The organism is Acinetobacter sp. YH16032 (genome assembly GCF_013417345.1).
Classification (GTDB): domain Bacteria; phylum Pseudomonadota; class Gammaproteobacteria; order Pseudomonadales; family Moraxellaceae; genus Acinetobacter.
Genome location: NZ_VPEE01000042.1, coordinates 1 through 17,979, shown reverse-complemented (window position 1 = coordinate 17,979; position 17,979 = coordinate 1). Strand labels below are relative to the sequence as shown.

The window sequence follows — 17,979 nt, the reverse complement described above, 5'->3', positions numbered from 1 at the left end:
TAAGTTCTTTATCCGACATAGACACCAACATATCAAACCGTCCGCTAAGAAAATTGCAAAAGTGCATATTCTAAAAGCGGACATTTTTACTTTGGAGAAACCGGACATTTCTACTTTGGGCTTACAAATTTCATATCGTATAACAGCCATTATGTTAAATGAGGCAGATTTATTGAATCAAATATTAACTAAACTAATCATGATCAAAAGGGCTTTCAGCACCAAAACTATTTATACAAGCTTTGGATGTATATAGAAGCCCACCTCCTGAAGAATGAATGCTGACCAAGAAATCTTTTGTTTCGAAAATTTCAGGAGGGGGTATAAGGTATATTTTTTCTTGAACTACAAATCTGTAGACTAAGTTAAGTAAAAAAAGTGCGCTAGCTGAGTTTAATAGATTTTTTAAGTTCGCGAGATTTCTATTAATCTCACGATCATGCTTAATTTTATTATGGTGATTCCACCATAAAATTGTTTCATCGCTATCTATCTTATCAAATGGAGTGAATTTTAAAGATGTATATTTAATTTTTACGTCAGATTTTAAGAGAGATAGACTTTGTAGTTGTGTTTCTTCTTTATAGTATTCACGAAAATCTCTAAAGTTGAATGAATTACTAATATTAGATGTACAAGCTTTAAAAATAGCTTCAATTTCTGAACAAATTGTAAGATACAAATTCATTATTTCTATAGAAAAAGTTTCATTGTTTCTAATGTCAAAATCTACGTGAGTACTAAATTCTTTTAGTTTTTTTTCAATATGTAGAAATCTATTCCAGTAGTTATCATGCATATGTTTCCCCCTAAAGATAGTATCCAAAATTGAAAAAAACTTTAACAATGATAACTTAAACTAAGATAATGGTTGTTATACAAAGTTTCTTAACTTGTTCATGTAATTCATATTCTTAACTTGAAATGAACAACCCAAATATGATCATTTGGACTTTTTTACAATTTCTATGTTTTGAGATCGCTTATCGATCAATTTTCCACAGCTTTATGTAGATAAATTAATTTAGCTCAGTTGTAATTATTTGAGCTAAAAATAGGGTATTTATTTCATTCATCAGTTGCTAGTAACAAATAATTCCAAAAAAACCGAGTTATTGAACTCGGTCTTATTTATTAATAAGCAACGTATCAAGGCACTAGAATTTTCAATTCACGTAAAATCTTACACAATTGGATCATCGGCATACCCATTAAAGTTGTTTGATCCTGACCGATCATTTCTTCAAATAAGCTGATGCCCAAACTTTCACATTTGAAACTTCCAGCACATTGTAAAGGTTGTTCAAGTGCGACATAACGCTGAATTTCTTCCAGATTCAAATGCCTAAATTTGACCTTATAATGTTCAACAATGGTTTCTTCAAACCCAGATGAAGCGTGTTGAACACTCAAAGCTGTACTGAAATAAACAATTTTTCCTGAATTTGCTTGAAGTTGTTTGATTGCTTTTTCAGGAGATATAGGTTTTCCAATAAATATATCAGGTGCGCCTTCACGCCAAGCTACCTGATCAGAACCAATAACGATCGCATCTGGATCTTTCTCAGCAAAATATTTTGCTTTTTCATATGCAAGTCGATAGGCAAGATCATCGGCATGGCTTTCCCCACGCGGAGTCTCATCGATATCGGGTGATATTTGTTCAAAATCGATATGTAATCGATTAAGTAGTTCCTTACGTGTCTGACTGCCAGAAGCTAAAATAATTCTTGCTGACGTTGAAGCAACATGATGATTCATTACACTGAGAATTCCATTAAAATGTCGATCGGGACATAAGCAAGTACTGATTGATGACAAGCCTGAAGTTTTAAATTCGGTGCCATATCATTCTGATAAGCTTCAACCCAGCGCGTCACACAAATACACCAGAAATCACCAGGCTTTAAACCGGGAAAACCAACTTCGGGTAGTGGTGTTGTCAAATCATTCCCAATTCGTTGCGAGAAACTTAAGAATTCAGACGTCATTTCGGCACAGACTGTATGTTGACCTAAATCAGAGGGTGCAGTGTGGCAAAAACCATTTCTGAAATATCCTGTAATAGGATCAAAACAACAACTGGCGAGCGGTTCGCCGAAAACATTTAAACGATTAATACTTGGATCTGGATGGATAGACATAGCAACACTTTGTGGTTCGACTCCATCTATCATAATCAAATCTAAAGATTTCTACAGCTTTTCTGAAATTTTACTCACCTTTTTTAGCATAATCATTTAGAATCTATGCAGTTTTGATATCTATAAAGTGAGCTATACATGAACTTTCAGCGTATGACTGACCTCGATTTAGCAGGTAAACGTGTTCTGATCCGTGAAGACTTAAACGTTCCTGTTAAAAATGGTGTGATTACGAGTGATGCACGTTTACGCGCTGCATTACCAACAATTAAAGCCGCTCTTGAAAAAGGCGCAGCAGTAATGGTTTATTCTCACCTTGGTCGTCCAGTTGAAGGTGAGCCTAAAGCTGAACAATCACTTGCACCTGTTGCTGCCTACTTAACTGAAGCATTGGGTCAAGAAGTTAAATTACTCACTGAATATTTGGATGGTGTTGAAGTTGCGCCAGGCCAAGTTGTGTTACTTGAAAACTGTCGCTTTAACACAGGCGAAAAGAAAAATAATCCAGAGTTAGCAGCAAAATATGCAGCACTTTGTGATGTGTTTGTGATGGATGCATTTGGTACTGCACATCGTGCAGAAGCATCGACAGAAGGTGTGGCTCGTTTTGCTAAAGTTGCAGCAGCAGGTCCATTACTTGCCGCTGAATTAGACGCACTCGGTCGTGCGCTTCAGACGCCTGAAAAACCAATGGTTGCTATCGTAGCGGGTTCAAAAGTATCGACTAAACTGGATGTTTTAACATCGTTATCAGATATTTGTGATCAGCTCATTGTCGGTGGCGGTATTGCGAATACATTCTTAGCAGCTGCGGGCTATAACGTTGGTAAATCACTTTGTGAAAATGACTTAATCGATACAGCTAAAGCAATTGCTGCGAAAGTATCGGTTCCATTGCCAACAGATGTTGTTGTTGCTGACGCATCAGAAATTAACTTTGATGACTTCCTTGGCTCATTAGCGGCAGCAAAAGCCGTAGTGAAAAAAGTTGAAGATGTTGCTGACAATGACATGATTCTTGATGTTGGTCCTGAAACAGCTCAAGCATTTGCTGAAATTTTAAAAACTTCAAAAACAATTCTTTGGAATGGTCCAGTAGGCGTATTTGAGGTTGATCAATTTGGTGAGGGCACGAAAGCGCTATCTTTAGCGATTGCAGAATCTGAAGGTTTCTCTATCGCCGGTGGTGGTGATACTTTAGCTGCGATTGATAAGTATGCAGTGGCTGACAAAATTGGTTATATCTCAACGGGTGGTGGTGCTTTCCTTGAATTTGTAGAAGGCAAGACATTACCAGCAGTCGCTGTTCTACTTGAACGCGCTTAATTGGATTTAAGAAAAAAGACCTTCTAAGAAGGTCTTTTTTTATGACTAATTTTCGTCATGAAAATGAAATAATTTTGAAATATTATGATCATAATCTGATTTATCATGCGGAATAACATCATGAAATTACAATTAGGCGTAATTGCACTATTGGCTGCTACTCTTGCTATGACGGCTTGTTCTAAACAAGAAAGTGCACCAGCTGCAGATCAAACATCAACATCAGAAGTTGCTGTTGAAGCATCAGATATTAGTGCTGAACAACAAGCGGCTATCGATGCTATTGATCAGCCATTACAAGATGAAAATAATACTGATGTTCCTGAAGAAGTTGCAAATGCACCTGCTGATCAAGCAACGGCGGAGTGATTTCGTACATCAATCAGTACTAAATCGAAAATCTCCCTGCAATTGCAGGGATTTTTTATGAAATACTGTCAATTGTTGCTGAATTGAAACACAGGTCAGGTTAGAATATGGAGCATTACCTGGGAGGAAATTATGGCTCTTATTTCAATGCGCCAGCTCTTGGATCACGCCGCAGAACATAGTTACGGCGTACCAGCGTTTAACGTAAACAACTTAGAACAAATGCGCGCGATTATGTTAGCCGCAGATGAAACAAATTCACCTGTTATTGTTCAAGCATCTGCTGGTGCTCGTAAATATGCTGGTGCTCCATTCTTACGCCATCTTATTTTGGCTGCAATCGAAGAATGGCCACACATTCCAGTTGTGATGCACCAAGACCATGGTACTGATCCTGACGTTTGCCAACGCTCAATCCAATTAGGCTTTTCATCAGTAATGATGGATGGTTCATTAGGTGCAGATGGTAAAACACCAACAACTTATGATTACAACGTAGATGTAACTCGTCGTGTTGTTCAAATGGCACATGCGTGTGGTGTATCTGTAGAAGGTGAGATTGGTTGCCTAGGTAGCCTTGAAACTGGTCTGGCTGGTGAAGAGGATGGTGTTGGCGCTGAAGGTGTTCTAGATCATTCACAACTGCTTACTTCGGTTGAAGAGGCGACTCAATTTGTCGCTGATACTAACGTTGATGCCTTAGCAATTGCAGTTGGTACTTCACACGGCGCTTATAAATTTACGCGTCCACCTACAGGTGATATTTTAGCGATCGATCGTATTAAAGAGATCCACGCTGCACTTCCAAATACTCATCTTGTAATGCATGGTTCAAGTTCAGTTCCACAAGAATGGTTAGCGATTATTAACCAATACGGTGGTGACATCAAAGAAACTTATGGTGTTCCTGTTGAGCAGTTGGTTGAAGCAATTAAACACGGTGTACGTAAAATCAATATCGACACTGACTTACGTTTAGCTTCAACAGGTGCTATGCGTCGTATGATGGCTGAAAAACCAAGCGAATTTGATCCACGTAAATTCTTTGCTCAAACTGTTGAAGCAATGAAGCAAATCTGTGTAGATCGTTATACTGCATTTGGTACAGCAGGTCATGCTGACAAGATTCGCCCTATTTCTTTAGAGAAAATGGTAGATCGTTATAAATAATTAATAAAATTATTTATAATTTTAAAAGCCCACAGTGATTGTGGGCTTTTTCTTGAATAAAAAAACAAGAGCAAATTATGGAACTGATTTTTTCAGCAGCTTTGTGCAGCGTACTAGTATCGATTTTATTGAAGTTTAGTAAGTCTCGTGGATTTGATGTCATGCAAATGATTGCATGGAATTATGCTATCGCCACGATACTCTGTTTTTTTTGGTTTAAGCCAGACCTCAACCAAATATCATTAACCTCCACACCTTGGTGGCTTATTGGGTTGTTGGGGATAGCATTACCCTCAATATTCTTGCTGCTCTCCAAATCACTTGATCAAGCTGGAATTATCAGAACTGAAATCGCGCAAAGATTATCCGTTGTTCTTTCATTGTTGGCAGCCTATTTTCTTTTCCAAGAAAAATTTAGCACCCTGAAATTGATTGGTATTGCATTGGGTTTGAGTGCAATTGTTTTGATCATTTTTTCTAAAACATCGAAACCAACATTGCAAACAAAAAAAGCAGGAATGTATTTGCTCGCAGTTTGGCTTGGCTATGCACTCGTAGATGTTCTGTTAAAATACAGTACAAGTTTAGGGTTAAAATTTGCAGTCAGTTTAAACTTGATGTTTGTGTTTGCTTTCATTATTTCCATGGGATATTTGTCCCTGCGTCAAACATCATGGACAGTGCAAAATTTTCTTGCTGGACTAAGTTTAGGTGTATTGAATTTTGCCAATATTGCACTTTATGTGAAAGCACATATGTTGTTAAAGGATTCACCTGCAATCGTATTCGCTGGTATGAATATTCTAGTCGTAGTGTTAGGTGTGATCGCAGGTATATTAGTTTTTAAAGAAAAAATAACCCTAAAAAACAGCTTAGGTATTCTGTTAGCGCTCACAGGAGTGTTGTGTTTAGCATTCGCAATTTAACTGTGAACTTGCATACATTCTGTTTAATCATATAGTCGATAGATTCCACTAAAGCGCTCACAGCCTGTTTGCTCAGTTGAGACAATCAGTAATGATTTTTGGTATTTGAGTTTGTACTGACAATCATGCTCATTATCAATAATTTCGTGTTTGCTTTGAGTGGTTGTATAAGCCAATAATGGGATGGTCTGGGTTTCTAGGCGATTGTTAGGGCTACGATAAGCAATACCTTCAATTTTAACGCGATCCTTGCTTAATTGATGAATCTTAAGGTGTACAGGTTGCGCTGCAATTTTACCTTGTTCAAACTTGATGTAATGCTGAGTAAGCGTTTGATTCATCGACATGTAAAAGTTTAAATCATCAATGCGTTGATTGATTTGTAATGACACACAATTTTTATTTTTACACTGCTGCAGTCGATTCAGCCAAAGCTGTTGTGTATCTTGAATTAATCGAGTTGGTGCATCGGTAACTAAGTAGGATGTTAAAAAGCGTTCATTCAATTCATCTCTCAAAGATGAAAAATCAGCAGCACAAATCATGGAATTTTTAAAACTTGATTGAGGTTTATCACATTGAATAAGTTGTGCCTGTGCGACAGAAACACTGCTTAATCCAATGAAAAAGATAGAAATTAAAGGTTTCATCCAACTTGATACGCTTTTTGACAACATCATCGCTTATACTTTCAAATGTTTGCGCATCTACTATAGCGAACAAGAATCAAAGAATACAAGATTTCATTTTCAAAAACTGTGTAAAGGAGTTCAATGTGAGCTTAGCTATTCGTATAGGTCAAGGTATTGATGTTCATGCTTTTGAGGAAGGCGATTATGTCACATTGGCTGGTATTCGTATTCCGCATACACATGGTTTGAAAGCACACTCTGATGGAGATGTAGTTTTACATGCACTTTGTGATGCATTGTTGGGTGCTTTAGCGCTCGGTGATATTGGACAGCACTTTCCAGATACTGATGAACAGTTCAAAGGCGCGGACAGTAAGGTTTTATTAAAGCATGTTTATCAGTTGATATTGGATCGTGGTTATCAACTGAATAACGCGGATATTACAGTGGCTTGTGAGCGTCCAAAATTAGCGAAACATAATTTAGATATGCGTCAAAGTATTGCAGATGTACTTGATGTGGATATCAATCAGATTAGTATTAAAGCCACTACCACTGAAAAATTAGGGTTTACTGGTCGTCAGGAAGGAATTCTGTCTACAGCGACCGTATTAATTAGTCATCAATGAGCAATTTTGATCATTCAAAGTTTTGCGCTTTCATCAAAGAGGCTTGCAGTTCTTGAGTGGCTTTACGTCCTTGCAACTGTAAGCCGACCGCGTGCACTAGCCCAGTCCAAGTGTTGTTGGGTTCCCATACTTGGTGTAGTAGCTCATGTGCAGTAGGTAAATCCATATTCATATAATGTAGTCGGTACAGATAGATTAATGAACTACATTGATGATTTTCGGTGCAATGTATCCAGACCATTTTCTCTTTAACGAGATGGTCGATCAGATCGAGTACAAATAAACATTGATCGTCATGTGGAAATTCTGGATCAATAGGGACTTGGATGTAATTAAGACCAATTTCAGCACTTAAGCGATCTTCATGATTTAAGTTCGGTGTAGCATCATTAAAAGCGAGATTAATGATGGTATCTATACCATAGGCTTTAATTGATTTAAGTTGTTCTTCGTTTGGCTGACCTGAGCTAAACAAATGCTCATGAACAAATTGAAAATGGGGGATTGAGCTTAGTTCTTTTTCGAGTTGATCCATGATTTAACCTTATAAAAAAACGCCATCGTGTGATGGCGTTTAATCTGATTAACGTTGTGGTAGAACGTCTTTCAAAGCTGCATCCATTTCCAACAAAACTTTTTCAGTTGTTTCCCAATCGATGCATCCATCTGTAACAGACTTACCATACTCTAAATCGCAAAGATTTGCAGGAATATCTTGGCGGCCACCTTTTAAATGACTTTCAACCATAATACCTACGATCGATTTATTGCCATCTAAAATTTGTTCAGTGATATTTTTTAGAACCAATGGCTGAAGGTATGGGTCTTTATTAGAATTGGCATGACTCGCATCAATCATGATCTTGTTGCTTACTTTTGCTTTCGCCAATGCATTTTCAGCTTCTGCTACAGAGCCAGCATCATAATTCGGTTTGCCATTACCACCACGCAACACGACATGGGCATATTGGTTGCCTTTAGTACGAATGACCGAAACTTGACCTTGGTCATTTAAGCCAAGGAAACTATGGCCATGTTTTACAGATTGCATCGCATTGGTCGCAACAGTGAGACCACCGTCCGTACCATTTTTAAAGCCGACTGGAGATGATAAACCTGAAGACATCTCTCGGTGTGTTTGGCTCTCTGTTGTACGTGCACCGATTGCTGACCAAGAAATTAAGTCTTGGTAGTACTGTGGAGAGTTTGGATCAAGCGCTTCAGTTGCGCATGGCAAACCTTTTTCATTGAGTTCAAGCAATAATTTACGACCTAAACGTAAACCTTTTTCAATGTTGAAAGAGTCATTCATGTCAGGGTCATTAATTAAGCCTTTCCAACCCACTGTTGTACGAGGCTTCTCGAAATACACGCGCATGATGATATAAAGCGTGTCTTTCACTTTTTCGCTTAAAACTTTTAAACGATCAGCATAATCATGAGCTGCTGCAGGATCGTGAATAGAGCACGGTCCAATGACTACGAATAAACGTTTGTCATTGCCATCTAAGATATTACGTACAGTTTCACGACCTTTTAGGACTGTTTGGTATGCATTATCAGTTAACGGTAATTCTGTTTTTAATTCAGCAGGAGTAACAAGAGGCTGAATGCTTTGTACATTCACGTCATCAATGTCGTTTTGGGTGATAGAATTTGACTGTAAAGTATTCATTGCCGTCACTGGTTCGTTTTTACAAGAAAATGTTCAATCTATTGAATATAGCATGATTCAGTAGATCATTTGTTATCAAAAAGTTGAATGGATTTAATAAAAAAAAGTAATGAAATTGTCTTTTTGGTATTAATCAGAGTTTCTACTTGTATTGTATAGAATGATTTAATTTTTGAAAATTATTAAATTGAATAAATCATTTAATTTCACCTCAGTGAAATATACAGCTTCACTGAGGTTATAGTTTGAACATGATATTAAATTAAGACTGGGCTTGAGTTGAGGATTCAATAACTGCCTCAGGTGCGGTCATAGGTTTTGCTTTGACTGGATTAAGCATGAAGTTAACACCAATGGCAAATAAGGTGATACCCAGTACCTTGCGAATAATTTTTTCTGGTAAATGGGAGCTCACCAACGTACCAACGATGATTGCAGGAATCGATCCGACTAAAAGCCACATTAATAAATTGAAATCAACATTTCCTGAATTCATATGCCCCATACCTGCCACGAGCGTCAGTAAAACTGCATGGACAACATCAGAACCAATAATTCTAATCATAGGTAAATTAGGGAACATGATGATCAGCGCCATAATGCCGAATGCACCCGCGCCAACTGAAGACAAGGTCACAAAAATACCCAGTACAATACCCATTAAAGCTATATATAAACGCTTCTGCTTTAATTTTTCTCGAGTTAATTCAACTTCCTGTTCAGTAACTTCTTTGGAAAATTTTTTGAAGAATTTTTCTACCTGTGTACGGAATACAATTGAAATACCAGTAATGGTCAGCATAAAGCCTAAAACCATCGTGAGAATGGCTTTGTAATGTGTGGATTGACTCAAATAGTTGTCTAAAACCCAAGTTGTGGCTAAAGAGGCTGGAATACTTCCGATCGCAAGCCAAATGACGATGGGCCAAACAATATTAAGCTTTTTTGCATGTACAAAAGAGCCGCAAAACTTAGAAATCGCGGCATAAAGTAGATCTGTACCAATTGCAATATGTGGTTCAATTTTAAATAAACCAATCAAGATAGGGGTCATAAGTGAGCCACCACCCACGCCAGTGACCCCTACACAGAAACCAACTAAAACACCTGCTAAAATATATTCAATAGAACCGTACATCGTTTGTGCTACTTATCAGAAAACCGGCATATCTTATGATTTTTGAATATAAGCTGTTGTCTTGATTATTCATTTACTTATTCAAAAATAAGATAAAGCATTACTAAGTTAAGATATTTCAAGAACTCAGTCTGTTATGAGATGCTTATGTTAAGATACTTGTAGAGCATGAAAGAGGATATTCATTTGCAAAATCGAAAACTTAAAATTGGCATTGTGGTTGGTGAAGTTTCAGGTGATACCTTAGGCGCCAAATTAATACGTCGTTTTCGAGAGCAGGGAATTAATGCTGAATTTGAAGGAATTGGCGGTCCTCAAATGATTGCAGAGGGTTTTAAAAGCTATTATGCGATGGATATTCTATCGGTGATGGGAATTGTTGAAGTATTAAAAGATATTAAAAAACTTTTTGCGGTTCGAGATGGCTTGGTTGATCAATGGACTAAACAACCTGTTGATATTTTTATAGGGATAGACGCACCAGATTTTAACTTGCGCTTAGCAAAGAAAATAAAGCAAAAATCGTTGCCAATTAAGACTGTTCAATATGTGAGTCCTTCGGTTTGGGCATGGCGTCAAGGTCGTGTTCATGGTATCAAAGCCTCAATTGACTTGGTGCTTTGCCTATTCCCATTCGAAAAAACTTTTTATGATCGATTTAATGTGCCAGCGGTATTTGTTGGACATCCTCTCGCTAATCAATTACCGCTGGAAAATCCTATACTCGATGCAAAGCAGGCGCTTGGTTTAAATCCTGCACAAAAACATATCGCATTACTGCCTGGAAGTCGTCGTGGTGAAGTTGATAAGTTAGGGCCGCTTGTATTAGATGCAGCGAAGATTGTCCATCAAAAATATCCTGAGTATCAATTTTTAATTCCAGCCATCAATGAGGCTCGTAAACAACAAATTGAGCAGATCTTAATAGGTTACCCAGATAGACTCAGAGATAATATCAAGTTAATGGAAAATATTGATGCGGAATCTAAAATAGGTCGGATGGTCATGGATGCCAGTGATATTGTGGCGTTGGCATCGGGTACTGCAACACTTGAGGCGATGTTATTGCATCGTCCCATGGTGACTTTTTATAAACTAAATAGTTTGACCTACTGGATTGCGAAACTTTTAGTGAAAATTCCTTATTATTCTTTACCTAATATTATTGCAGGTAAAAAAGTAATTCAGGAGTTAATCCAGAATGATGCAACTCCAGAAAACTTAGCACATGAGATTGAGTTGTTGATGAATATCGAAAACTCAAAAATACAATCTATGCAATTGTTGACGATGCACAAGCAACTATTGTCGGATCAAAATGAAGATCCAGTGCACGCAATTCTATCTATCCTTTAAAAAAAGCCTCATATTGAGGCTTTATTGATTTAGCATTATGAATCAGCACGAATTTTTAATTCATAACCCGTATATTTGCGTATATTGATGACACCTGTGTCCATAATCAGATATTGTCCTTTGATACCGTGCAGTTTTCCACGTATGACTGGCGTTTTGTCTAAGTTATGCGATTTAATTTTTTCAGGATATTGATCGACAGGATAAATGAATTCACGAGGAAGTTCGTTTTCTAAAATTTCTACATTTTCATTGAAATCTAGGCTCATGCTGAACTCATCTCGAATGGTTTCAATTTGAGGTTCAAACTCCGTGAGCAATTCATCTCTGATCTCTAACAAATTTACCTTTTCCGCTTCACCTTTCAGCAATTTTCTCCAGTCTGTTTTATCAGCGACTTGCGTACCAAACATGACTTCAAGTTGTCCTGATAACCGACGAGAGCCCACTTTCATAATAGGTAAAGCTTGGGTAGCCCCTTGATCTAGCCAACGTGTTGGCATTTGACCTAAACGGGTAATGCCAACCTTTAATGCACTTGAATTGGCAAGATAGACAATATGGGGTTGAAAGCATACTTCTTGAGCAAAGCTTTCTTCACGACAAGTCCCTAAATGGTAATGGCATGTTTCTGGCTTCATAATACACATATCACAGGCTGCTTTCGTTTTCATGCATTTAAAGCAGTGACCTTGGGAGTATGATTTTGGTGTTTTATTCCCACAGGAAACACAGTAAATTTTGCCGGTCCATTCAATTTCAATTTCTTGACCTAAGTTGAACGGGAGATTGATTTCTGAACGATCTAAAATAAATTTATATTCAACATTTGCCTGTTGTGTTTGTTGTTCAGTTACACTTAGGTTGGTTAAACCAGCGTGCATTTTATGACAAATGCCCTGTAATTCCATGCTTTAATCTCACTCAAATAAGGTGCAGCTCATGGCTGAGAAAAATGTCATCACGTCAATGCTAGACGATTTATCTAAAGAACAGCCAATTCAAACTGCCGTATGTCTTGGTCAGGATCTCAGCCAAGACTATGCTCAAACAATCCAATGGAATCATTTTAACGTAACTGAATTTTTAATGCTTCCTTTTCAGCAACGCTATGATCTAGGTGTTGTGATTTTAAATAATGAACAGATGGATACACTATCAACCCATCATAAATCACAAATGCTGGTAAAACTGCGTGATTTAATGGCAAAAAGAATCGTCGTGTTGAGTCATATTGCAGATGAACAATTATTAAGAAGTCTGGGATTCACGCAGCTCATTGAGCAAAAAAATACAGAGCAAGATTTCGCCTTATGGCAATTCAATATTTTGAATTATAAGCATGTGCCAGATTGGTTTAATTCTAAGTTTTGGGCTAATCCAGAAAATTGGAATAAGTTTCGATGGTAATGGCAAACTTTGAGTTTATCAAAACACAACAATTTCAATGTACAAAGCCATGTTTTTAACGATATGCTGATCAATGAAAATAAGAATGTAAAGGTGTCTTGATGACAAATTTAAGTAATATTGTTGAAGTTTTAGCGAAACAGGCCTTAGGCGGTAATCCACAATCTAATCAATCGGGATTGGGTGGTGTACTTGGTTCGGTACTCGGGAGTTTAACGGGACAAAATAATCAGACCAATCAAAACCAACAACAAGGTGGATTGGGAGGGATTTTGGGATCTGTACTTGGTGGTTTATCGGGTAGTCAACCTGGTGGTGTAGGCAAATCATCAGGTCTAAACGCTCAAACCTTATTAATCGCAGTAGTTCCTTTAATTCTCAATTGGATTCAAAAAAATGGCGGTTTGCAAGGTGCACTTGATCAACTGAAAGGTCAGGGTCTGACGAGTCAAGTGGATGATTGGGTTTCAACTGGTCCTGGCGAAAATGCCAATGTCAGCACGCAACAGGTTCAAAATTTATTTGATCAGCAAGATGTAGAGCAAGTTGCACAAGAAGCGCAAGTTCCTAAACAGGATGTATACAGTGCGATTTCTTCAGTCTTACCACAAATTATTGATTCGCTTACACCTCAAGCAAATAAGACCGATCCACAAGAAGCGAATTCAGATATACAAAATGTGTTGAATCTTGTATCAGGATTTTTAAAGAAATAAAGTGAAATTAATTTGAGTTGAAAAGCCGAATGTATGTCACATCCGGCTTTTTTTATGCAATCGAGCAAAGTATGTAAGTGGAATAAAATTTAAACGATTGATATATTTCATAAAGAAGCATAGGACATGCTGAATAAAACAAAAATCATTGAGGGAGAAATTCATGATCCGTAAGGAGCATTTAATCACTGCTTCGTTGACCTCGATTAAGGCAACCTATCAACAACTGTCATCCGCGCCACTTGCCATGAGACAAGGAGAATATAAGGCTCAGTTTATTGGTCCTTGGTGGTTAAGAGTGTCTGCAGCACCGAGTTTATTTTTAAGTGGATTGGGGGGATGGTTTGGGAAAAAATTCATCAATCAAAATTTAGTCACTAATATTTTACTCAATCGCGGTCAGAGAAGTGAAAAGCTTCAAATGGAGTGTCTAGAAGAGGCGTCTTTGATTGATGGAAAACAAACGATCGCCTTGTATTATGGCAAGACAGCACCAATTCCATGGCGTTGGGTGGTTGATGAGTTAAGACAGCTTGATGAACATACGATGTTGTGTATGACTATCATTAATCTTCCTTTTTTAAAGCATTTTTCATTTCCATTTATTCTAAGTCGTGATGTATGAAATCAAAATTTGAATATGATGTCATTATTGTAGGTTCAGGCTTTGGTGGAAGTGTATCTGCGCTAAGATTGTCTGAGCTTGGATTAAAAGTAGCTGTGCTAGAGCAGGGAAGAAGGCTCACTGAAGATGATTTACATCGAGCAAGTCGGAGTTCTAAATACTTAAATTGGGCACCGACGTTAGGGATGAAGGGTTTTCTTGCACAAGACGTATTCCAACATATGGGTGTGGTTCGAGGGGTTGCCGTTGGTGGTGGCAGTGTTGTTTATGCTGCTGTGTTGTTAAAACCAGGTCAAAAGTTTTATCGTGATCCAACTTGGAGTCATTTGTCAGAAGACTGGGAGAGGGAATTACAACCGCACTATCAGATGGCTCAGTCCATGCTAGGTGTAAGTTTAAATCCATATAAAGGTCAGCAAGATGAGTGGTTAAAACAAACAGCAGAAAAAATGGGTTCTGGAGATAGTTTTGACACTGTACCACAGGGAATTTACTTTGGTGATCCTCATCAATGGGTGAGTGATCCACTTTTGAATGGTCAAGGTCCCGAACGAATAGGCTGTAATCTGTGCGGAAATTGTATAACGGGGTGTGCGCAGGGTGCGAAGAATAGTTTGGATAAAAACTATTTATATCTTGCAGAGAACAATGGAGTTGAGATTATTCCAGAAACCAAAGTAACTCATCTTTCACATGTTGATGGAAAATATATCATTCATACATATCAGTCATTTAACTCCAAAGAAAAACAAGATTACTCTGCGAAACAGGTCATTCTATCCGCAGGTGTTATAGGAACTGTTGAAATTTTGTTTGCTTCAAGAGATGTGTTTAAAACCTTACCGAATATTTCTGGTCAGTTAGGTGAACATATTCGAACCAATAGTGAGGCGATTGTTGCGATCTCTAATAATGATAAAACAATAGATTTAACGAGAGGGACGACCATTTCCAGTCATTTTCATGCAGATGACAAAACACATATTACTCAGAATCGATTTCCAGCAAGTTATGAGTTTATGAAGTTTTATATGGGACCACTGGTCAATGGCGATCAACCTGTAAAACGTGCACTCCATGTTTTAAAGCATTTTTTTCTGCACCCCTTTGTTTCAACTCGATCATGGCGTTCTAAAAACTGGCATAAACGTGTCACTGTATTAACCGTCATGCAACAGGCAGACAATCAAATACGATTTGTATATGGACGTACTGCACTCAGAGGTTTTAGGCGTTTTTTGAAAACGCAGGTTTCAGTTGGAGAAAGAGCGCCGTCTTTTATACCGTTAGCAAATGAAGCTGCAGAAAAATTTGCTGAAGTAAGTGGTGGTCAAGCACAGAATAATATATTGGAAAGTATGGGGCACTTATCTGTTACAGCGCATATATTGGGTGGTGTAGTTATGGCTGAGGATTCCTCTAAAGGTGTGATTGACTCTAATCATCAGGTTTTTGGCTATCAAGGCTTATATGTGGTTGATGGGAGTGCGATTCCTGTGAATGTTGGTGTTAATCCGAGTTTGACCATTACGGCATTAGCTGAGCGATTTGCAGAAAAATATAAAATTAGTCATTTCGATAAAGTGTCATAAATCCACCATCATAATGTCATATCTTCGTTGAATACTCTTGGTTTAAAAAAAAGGAGTATTCAAATGAAGAACAAGATAAAAATAACAGGTCTTCTATTAACGACATCGTTATTGCTAAGTAGTTGTGGTGGAGATGACCAAAAATCTAATCCTAATATTACACAACCCTCAGAGTTGAAAATTCTTCATATTAATGACCATCACTCCCATTTAGATGGTGAAGAGCTTAGCTTTAATTTCGATTTAGGTCATGGTGAAGAACAACTAGTCGTTTCCCGTGGTGGATTTTCTCGTGTAGCAACATTTATGAATCTAATGGCAGAAAATCATCAGAATGTAGTGAAAATTCATGCTGGTGATGCGATAACAGGAGATTTGTATTACAACCTCTCAAATGGAAAAGCTGATGCTGAAATGATGAATACAGTGTGTTTTGATACTTTCACCTTGGGAAATCATGAATTTGATGCAAAAGATCAAGGCTTAAAAGATTTTATTGGTTTTTTAGACGAAGGACAGTGTAAAGAGCGAACAGAGATTCTTTCTGCAAATGTTGAATTTGGGGTGAGTTCACCTTTATATCAGACAGATCGGATTCAAAAATCTATTGTTCTTGAGCGGGATGGGGAAAAATATGGGGTTGTGGGGCTCACCATTGCATCAAAAACTAAAAACTCCTCTCAACCAAATCAAGACACATTATTCCGAGATGAAATTACAGTAGCTCAAAATGAGATTAATCAACTCAAAAAACAGGGAATTAAAAAAATTATTTTACAAACACATGTAGGCTATGAACTTGATCAAAAATTAGCACAAGAACTTACGGATGTGGATGTGATAATTGGAGGCGACTCTCACACATTGTTTGGACCTCATATATTAGAAAAGTATGGTATGTCTCCTGTCGCTACCTACCCATTACAATTGAAAAATAAAAATGGCGAATCTGTTTGTGTTGCTCAAGCATGGCAATACAGTTATGTGGTTGGTGAACTTAACGTAAAATTTAATGCAGATGGTGCGGTTCAAAGTTGTGTGGGTACACCGCATGTGTTAATTAGCGATGATTTTAAACGTAAGCAAAATAATGAAAGAGTCAGTGATCAAGAAAAAAAATATATAGAACATCAATTCGAAGAAGAACGAGCTCCTTTTTCTATTATTAAAGAAGATCAAAATATTTTGAGTGTCTTAGAGCGCTATAAGCAATCTAAAAAATTATTTGCAGTCAAAGTTGTTGGGCAGGCAGTTGATAATTTATGTTCAAGACGTGTGCCGGGAACTCAATTTGATCGCTCACGATCATCTTTAGGTGATGTGTGTAATTTGAATGCGCATGTCGATGTCCATGGTGGTGATATTCAACAAATGGTTGCCGAAGCATTTCTTAAACAAGGCAAAGAATATTTTAATGCTGATATTTCATTTCAAAATGCAGGTGGAGTAAGAGTTGATTTGGCGAAAGGAAATATCACTGTAGCAGATATCTTCCGAGTCTTACCTTTCAAAAATACGCTCGTTCAATTGAATATGACTGGTCAAGAAATTAAAGATACGCTTGAAGATGCCATTTCAGGCGTGATTGAACAAAAAAATACTGGAAGTTATCCGTATACGGCTGGATTAACTTGGCAAGTTGATATGACGCAGCCTATTGGAAAGCGTATTACAAATATTCAAGTCAGAAATGGGTTTGACCAGCTTGTGCCATTAGATTTAAATCAGTTATATAAAATTGTAACCATCAATTTTTTAGCTGATGGTGCTGATTACTATCATACATTGAAAAAAATTACAGGTGAGCGTCGAATAGAAGTTGGATTGGACTATGCAGAAGCATTCTTAAATTACTTAAATTCAATAGATGGTCATCAAAAAATAAAAACAATTCGAAAATTACCTACTTCATATTATAGTACTCAAAAATACATAGAATAAGATTTAGAGCTTTTTGATCTGAAAAACCTCAATTTAATTGGGGTTTTTTAATTTAATTAATCGTTTTTGTGTATTTTTTAGTGTAAAAAACATAAATTTGCTTAAAAAACAAACATGCATGAGTTTTTGTTTAAATAAGGGGTTGCAAGGGAAGAAAAAATCTATAGAATGCACCCCATACCGACGAGATACACGGAGACGAGCGAAGCAGGTTGCTGAGTTGTTAAGTGTTTCGAGTCCAGCTTCTAGCATTGACGAGATGTTAGAAAGATCATTAAGAGATTATGAAGAACAACTTGTGTGGATTTTTACTGGTTGATTGATCGATAT

At 37.3% G+C, this 17,979-nt stretch carries 19 protein-coding genes; 11 read left to right on the top strand and 8 right to left on the bottom strand.

The annotated features are described in order from the left end of the window. Window positions 1-193: 193 nt before the first annotated feature. The 3 genes from FTV32_RS14630 to FTV32_RS14620 form a co-directional block, all read right to left on the bottom strand. The gene (locus tag FTV32_RS14630; RefSeq protein ID WP_180029032.1) at window positions 194-799 is read right to left on the bottom strand and encodes a hypothetical protein; all 606 of its coding nucleotides are present in this window, start codon (window positions 797-799) and stop codon (window positions 194-196) included. Window positions 800-1,149: 350 nt separating this feature from the next. Further along, window positions 1,150-1,761: a nucleoside triphosphate pyrophosphatase gene (locus tag FTV32_RS14625; protein WP_180029031.1), complete on the bottom strand. Its 612-nt coding sequence runs from the start codon at window positions 1,759-1,761 to the stop codon at window positions 1,150-1,152. Then, the gene (locus FTV32_RS14620) at window positions 1,761-2,144 is read right to left on the bottom strand and encodes a DUF2237 family protein (RefSeq protein ID WP_035269188.1); all 384 of its coding nucleotides are present in this window, start codon (window positions 2,142-2,144) and stop codon (window positions 1,761-1,763) included. Before FTV32_RS14620 ends, FTV32_RS14625 begins: the two co-directional genes overlap by 1 nt. A 138-nt stretch (window positions 2,145-2,282) precedes the next feature. On the opposite strand from FTV32_RS14620, the gene FTV32_RS14615 reads away from it, so the two are divergent. The 4 genes from FTV32_RS14615 to FTV32_RS14600 all read left to right on the top strand — a co-directional run bounded on the left by FTV32_RS14615 (window position 2,283) and on the right by FTV32_RS14600 (window position 5,935). After that, a complete protein-coding gene (locus tag FTV32_RS14615; RefSeq protein WP_180029030.1) occupies window positions 2,283-3,470 on the top strand; it encodes a phosphoglycerate kinase in 1,188 nt (395 codons plus the stop codon). A gap of 120 nt (window positions 3,471-3,590) precedes the next feature. Next, the gene (locus FTV32_RS14610) at window positions 3,591-3,839 is read left to right on the top strand and encodes a hypothetical protein (protein ID WP_035269170.1); all 249 of its coding nucleotides are present in this window, start codon (window positions 3,591-3,593) and stop codon (window positions 3,837-3,839) included. A 132-nt stretch (window positions 3,840-3,971) separates the two neighbouring features. Then, complete coding sequence (gene fba, locus FTV32_RS14605; RefSeq protein WP_035269168.1) at window positions 3,972-5,009, top strand: class II fructose-bisphosphate aldolase; 1,038 nt, start codon at window positions 3,972-3,974, stop codon at window positions 5,007-5,009. A 77-nt stretch (window positions 5,010-5,086) separates the two neighbouring features. After that, window positions 5,087-5,935, top strand: coding sequence for a DMT family transporter (locus FTV32_RS14600; RefSeq protein ID WP_180029029.1), 849 nt, complete (start codon window positions 5,087-5,089; stop codon window positions 5,933-5,935). A gap of 23 nt (window positions 5,936-5,958) precedes the next feature. On the opposite strand, the gene FTV32_RS14595 is transcribed toward FTV32_RS14600, so the two are convergent. Beyond that, complete coding sequence (locus FTV32_RS14595) at window positions 5,959-6,612, bottom strand: hypothetical protein (protein ID WP_180029033.1); 654 nt, start codon at window positions 6,610-6,612, stop codon at window positions 5,959-5,961. 98 nt (window positions 6,613-6,710) lie between these two features. Between FTV32_RS14595 and ispF the strand changes: the two genes are divergently transcribed. After that, window positions 6,711-7,196, top strand: a complete 486-nt coding sequence (gene ispF, locus FTV32_RS14590) for a 2-C-methyl-D-erythritol 2,4-cyclodiphosphate synthase (RefSeq protein WP_092767822.1) — start codon at window positions 6,711-6,713, stop codon at window positions 7,194-7,196. Between the two features lie 10 nt (window positions 7,197-7,206). On the opposite strand, the gene FTV32_RS14585 is transcribed toward ispF, so the two are convergent. From FTV32_RS14585 to FTV32_RS14575, 3 genes are all read right to left on the bottom strand, one after another. Continuing rightward, a complete protein-coding gene (locus tag FTV32_RS14585) occupies window positions 7,207-7,731 on the bottom strand; it encodes a hypothetical protein (protein WP_180029028.1) in 525 nt (174 codons plus the stop codon). Window positions 7,732-7,779: 48 nt separating this feature from the next. After that, window positions 7,780-8,871 (bottom strand): 3-deoxy-7-phosphoheptulonate synthase, encoded by a 1,092-nt coding sequence (locus tag FTV32_RS14580; protein ID WP_051586615.1) that lies wholly within the window; start codon window positions 8,869-8,871, stop codon window positions 7,780-7,782. A 262-nt stretch (window positions 8,872-9,133) separates the two neighbouring features. Then, window positions 9,134-10,009, bottom strand: a complete 876-nt coding sequence (locus tag FTV32_RS14575) for a sulfite exporter TauE/SafE family protein (protein WP_180029027.1) — start codon at window positions 10,007-10,009, stop codon at window positions 9,134-9,136. 186 nt (window positions 10,010-10,195) lie between these two features. Here FTV32_RS14575 and lpxB point away from each other — a divergent pair, with 186 nt between their 5' ends. Beyond that, a complete protein-coding gene (gene lpxB, locus FTV32_RS14570) occupies window positions 10,196-11,365 on the top strand; it encodes a lipid-A-disaccharide synthase (RefSeq protein ID WP_092767860.1) in 1,170 nt (389 codons plus the stop codon). Between the two features lie 35 nt (window positions 11,366-11,400). Here the strand turns inward: lpxB and FTV32_RS14565 are convergent, their stop codons facing one another. Then, window positions 11,401-12,276, bottom strand: coding sequence for a DUF2797 domain-containing protein (locus FTV32_RS14565; protein WP_092767828.1), 876 nt, complete (start codon window positions 12,274-12,276; stop codon window positions 11,401-11,403). Window positions 12,277-12,307: 31 nt separating this feature from the next. Here FTV32_RS14565 and FTV32_RS14560 point away from each other — a divergent pair, with 31 nt between their 5' ends. From FTV32_RS14560 to FTV32_RS14540, 5 genes are all read left to right on the top strand, one after another. Further along, window positions 12,308-12,775 (top strand): DUF6231 family protein, encoded by a 468-nt coding sequence (locus tag FTV32_RS14560; RefSeq protein WP_092767830.1) that lies wholly within the window; start codon window positions 12,308-12,310, stop codon window positions 12,773-12,775. A gap of 101 nt (window positions 12,776-12,876) precedes the next feature. Then, window positions 12,877-13,491 (top strand): YidB family protein, encoded by a 615-nt coding sequence (locus FTV32_RS14555; RefSeq protein ID WP_092767832.1) that lies wholly within the window; start codon window positions 12,877-12,879, stop codon window positions 13,489-13,491. Between the two features lie 163 nt (window positions 13,492-13,654). Next, window positions 13,655-14,116: a hypothetical protein gene (locus tag FTV32_RS14550; RefSeq protein ID WP_092767835.1), complete on the top strand. Its 462-nt coding sequence runs from the start codon at window positions 13,655-13,657 to the stop codon at window positions 14,114-14,116. Next, complete coding sequence (locus FTV32_RS14545; RefSeq protein WP_180029026.1) at window positions 14,113-15,708, top strand: FAD-dependent oxidoreductase; 1,596 nt, start codon at window positions 14,113-14,115, stop codon at window positions 15,706-15,708. Before FTV32_RS14550 ends, FTV32_RS14545 begins: the two co-directional genes overlap by 4 nt. Window positions 15,709-15,771: 63 nt before the next feature. Next, a complete protein-coding gene (locus tag FTV32_RS14540) occupies window positions 15,772-17,649 on the top strand; it encodes a 5'-nucleotidase C-terminal domain-containing protein (protein ID WP_092767840.1) in 1,878 nt (625 codons plus the stop codon). Window positions 17,650-17,979 lie beyond the last annotated feature (330 nt).